We start from the raw sequence: 3,793 nt of genomic DNA, 5'->3' as shown, positions 1-3,793 counted from the left end.
AGTCACTGTCGTTCTCAAAATCGGTGGAGCTGCATGACAAAGTCGTCGGGCATTATCTGAACATAAAACACTATCAGTAAGTTGGAGTCATTACCTACATGTCCCACTCTGGAGCATTTCAGTCGCCAGAGGATGGGAGAGATCGAGACTGAAATACTGATTTTCCAGACGCAGTGGAATGGCGGCTGGCACATGGCGCAGCGGCGTCAGCGGCACGCCCACGCGGGAAGAGTTGACGATCCCGCGCACATGGTCAGGGCTGCCCACCTTACACTGGCGCGGAAACTGCTCCTGCAGTTGCGCCACCGGAATCGGTGAGCGCACAGAAAGATAGTAATCAGCCCCTTCGCGCAGACGCGGGTCATGCAGGCGAGCCTGCCAGAAGTGCAGCCGTGGGTCATAGTCGAGTGCCAGGGCCACCACGCGTGACGGCAGGCTGGCTTCAAGCAGATCGCCAAGCAAATCAAACAGCGGTGGAAATACCGCATTGAGTTGCTCGTGATGCCAGGCCGGTATGGCGCTCACCTGATGTTCCAGGGAAAAGGTCAGCAGGCTCCCCGCAAGGCGAGAAAGTTCCGGATACAGACGTTCCGGTGGGCTTTGAAGATTACGCTGGAACTGACCCAGCACGGGCTCGGCACTGTTCAGCGCGTTGAGCAGCCAGAATAGTGATACATCTGCCACGGCGAAATCAGCCATGCGCTCATTGCTTTCACGCCGCATTGCCATCAGACGGCACAGTCGCGCCCGCAGTTGTGTCAGTAGTTGTTCCAGTTGGGTAACCAGCCAACGGCTGCCCTGGAGGGTCAACAGCGGAGGAAGAAATGTTTCATCCAATAGCCATGTCCCCTGCGAGTCTTGCTGCAGGCGGGTGACCGGACAAGTCAGATAATCGCTGTTGTTCTGATGGGCAAAACGCAGCGTCAGTTCAGGCTGCATCACGGCAATCTGACGAGTATCTTCCCCGAAGGTATTGCGTACATCCCGCCAGCGCTGACGATATCGCACCGGACGCTCGGCCACCTCATCGGGTTTCAGGCAGTTGCCGCCGTTCGCCCGCAGTAGCGGGAGCGCCAGCACCACCGTCACCTCCTGCGATTCGCTTTCAAGCGACAGTACCGGAGGCAGCGAATCAGCATTGTCTGTATCAATCAGCGTACCGTCCTGAAAACGGACATGCAGATGACGGGCCTGAAGACGACCAAGCCTGAGCGCTTCCGGCTCGAAGGTAGCATTTATGACCCCCCACGGGCAGGAGAGGCCCAGCCGGGCAATACACTCGGCAGACCAGGCCGCATACGCGACCTGTTGCTGAAAATGCTGGGGAGCGACCATAATGCCCCTACCCCATAACGGTTGTTCCGTTTTCATCGGCTTCCTGCCTGTTATTACGATTTCGCTTTCGGCATCTGGGAAACCAGCGACAGGTTGACGTCCATCCCTTCCACCTGGAAGTGCGGAATCGCATACAATTTCACGCGGAAGAAGCCCGGGTTATCTTCAATATCTTCCACCACCACTTTTGCATCACGCAGTGGATGAGACGCCTGCAGCTCGTCACCCGGATCGGTCATTTCGGTTACCAGAGTGCGGACCCAGGTGTTCAGCTCCAGCTCCAGCAGTCGGCGATCCTTGGTGGTACCGATGTTCTCGCGCTGAATCAGCTTCAGGTAGTGGGCGATACGCGACAGCAGGAAGATGTACGGCAGACGCGCGTTGATGCGGCTGTTGGCGATCGCATCAGCGGTGTCATACAGCGCCGGTTTTTGGGCGGAGTTGGCTGAGAAGAAGCAGGCGTAGTCGCGGTTTTTGTAGTAGGACAACGGAATAAAGCCCAGATTCGCGAATTCGAATTCACGCGTTTCAGGGATCATCACTTCACTCGGGATTTTTACCTGATTGCCGGTACCCAGGTCATACAGATGGATAGGCAGATCCTGAACCGCACCGCCGGCCTGCGGGCCACGGATCTGTACACACCAGCCATTATTGATAAAGCTACGCACCATGTTGGACGCGAAGGCAAACGACGCATTCGTCCACAGGTATTTTTCGTGATCCGGACCTTTGACTTCTTCGACATAGTTGAAGCTGCGAACCGGAACGGTATCCGGGCCATACGGCAGTCGTCCCAGTACGCGGGGCATCACCAGACCGATGTAGCGAGCGTCGTCCGTATCGCGGAACGATTTCCACTTGATGTACTCGGCGCGATCAAAATAGTTGCCAATATCTTTAATCGCAGCGACGTCTTCCATTGACTCCTTGAGGAAGAATTTCGGGCCTGCTGAGCCGATAAACGGCATATGTGCAGCTGCGGATACTTTTGAGATGTTGCGCAGCAGAGCGACATCCTGCGCTGAAGCATCGAACTCATAAGCGGAAATCAGCGCCGCAATCGGCTCGCCGCCAGGGGTATCATATTCATCAATATAGGCGTGTTTATACAGGCCACTCTGGATGATTTCCGGGCTGTCTTCAAAGTCCTGGCGCAGCTCTTCTTTAGACATGCTCAGAAGCTCAATTTTCACGTTCTGGCGAAAATCCGTTTTATCAACCAGCGACTTCACGCCGCGCCACAGGCTCTCAACCGCCTGAAATTCTTCATGGTGCATAACGGCGTCAAGCTGGCGGCTTATCTGGTAATCGAGCTCAGCGATGTGGTGATCGATCAGGCTTTTATCCAGTTTTTCGACTTTCGAGCCTGCCTTGGTCAGGCATTCCAGAAAGACCTGCATACCTGCGGTCAGACGCTCGTCAGCGGTCGCATCGGACATCGCCTGTGCATCTTGCCAGATGTCCAGCGCACTCAGCTCGGAGACAGGATTCAGATTGATTTTCTCAAGCAATGAGGCGTATACACCACCCACAGCAGGACGTTCCAGCACCACGCTTTCCCCGCCAGCAATATTATTTTGTACAGACATGAGCATTCCTTGATTAATCCGTTAAAACAGCATGATGGTTAAGGTTGTTTTGAAGCCAGTGCGGACAGTTCATTTCGCAACTCAGCACTAAGCGACTGGTCAACAACGATTTTTTCCAGCTCTTTTCGGAAAGTCTGGTTATCCAACAGGTTAGCTTTGAGATCGCGAAGCAAGTTGCGCATCGCCAGCATCGCCTTCAGCTGCGGAATTTGGGCAGCCACCTGCTCTGGCGTGAAATCTTTCATGCTCTGGAAAGTCAGCTGAATGTTGTCTTCACCACCATCGTCAGACAGTGTATTTTTTACGGCCAGGTTAACTTTTGGGGAATATTCGGAAAGAACGCTATCAAAATTATTTTTGGTGATGTTAATCTTTTCACGCTCAGATATTGTAGCAGATTCCTGCCCGTTGCTGAAATCACCCGTAACAAGCAATTTCAAGGGTAATTCCATTTTCTTGCTTGCTCCGCCAGTATGCAGGTCAAGCTTCAGGTTAATACGTGCCTTAGGCACCTCGTTCTGAAAACTGTCAGCCATCTAATCATCCCTCTTTGTTTTGCTATGCCAACTTCACGGTATCGTTCTTGATGCGCAATAATAGAATAATGATCGGAACAAAATCAAATACACAGATCATTTATCCGACACAAGAATTTTCTTAAGAATTTTCCACTAAGACATTATCGCAAATTGCTCAATCAACTCAGAAAAAGAAACTACTCTTTTCTCACAAATCGAATATTTGTATCGCCGAAGGGATTGCAGCCAGAGAGGGTAATGGTGCCAACTTACTGATTTAGTGTATGATGGTGTTTTTGAGGTGCGCCAGTGGCTTCTGTTTCTATCAGCTGTCCCTCCTGTTCAGCT

The 3,793-nt window shown here is 52.5% G+C and carries 3 protein-coding genes and 1 pseudogene; 1 reads left to right on the top strand and 3 read right to left on the bottom strand.

Going from position 1 to position 3,793, the window contains the following annotated elements:
• Nucleotides 1-80, top strand: an 80-nt coding sequence (locus ACOTXF_RS23630; RefSeq protein WP_421635261.1) for an IS1 family transposase, incomplete at its 5' end; no start/stop codon positions are given.
• Between the two features lie 16 nt (nt 81-96).
• On the opposite strand, the pseudogene tssK reads toward ACOTXF_RS23630, so the two are convergent.
• From tssK to tssB, 3 genes and pseudogenes are all read right to left on the bottom strand, one after another.
• A pseudogene (gene tssK / locus ACOTXF_RS23625) lies at nt 97-1,371 on the bottom strand (type VI secretion system baseplate subunit TssK); the annotation flags it as partial.
• A gap of 17 nt (nt 1,372-1,388) precedes the next feature.
• A complete protein-coding gene (gene tssC / locus ACOTXF_RS23620) occupies nt 1,389-2,933 on the bottom strand; it encodes a type VI secretion system contractile sheath large subunit (RefSeq protein ID WP_234115418.1) in 1,545 nt (514 codons plus the stop codon).
• Nucleotides 2,934-2,965: 32 nt separating this feature from the next.
• Nucleotides 2,966-3,463 carry a type VI secretion system contractile sheath small subunit gene (gene tssB / locus ACOTXF_RS23615; RefSeq protein WP_008501580.1) on the bottom strand — a complete coding sequence of 166 codons (498 nt, stop codon included), beginning with the start codon at nt 3,461-3,463 and terminating at the stop codon, nt 2,966-2,968.
• Nucleotides 3,464-3,793: the final 330 nt, after the last annotated feature.

It is taken from the genome of Enterobacter cloacae complex sp. IR53041 (genome assembly GCF_049238285.1).
GTDB lineage: Bacteria > Pseudomonadota > Gammaproteobacteria > Enterobacterales > Enterobacteriaceae > Enterobacter > Enterobacter roggenkampii.
The sequence above is the reverse complement of the archived record's forward strand: the minus strand, read 5'-3'. Positions and strand labels throughout refer to the sequence as shown.

What these genes read in the sequence shown, in the direction of transcription:
- tssC (WP_234115418.1), bottom strand. Translation starts at nt 2,933, where the DNA reads ATGCTCATGTCTGTACAAAATAATATTGCTGGCGGGGAAAGCGTGGTG.
- tssB (WP_008501580.1), bottom strand. Translation starts at nt 3,463, where the DNA reads ATGGCTGACAGTTTTCAGAACGAGGTGCCTAAGGCACGTATTAACCTG.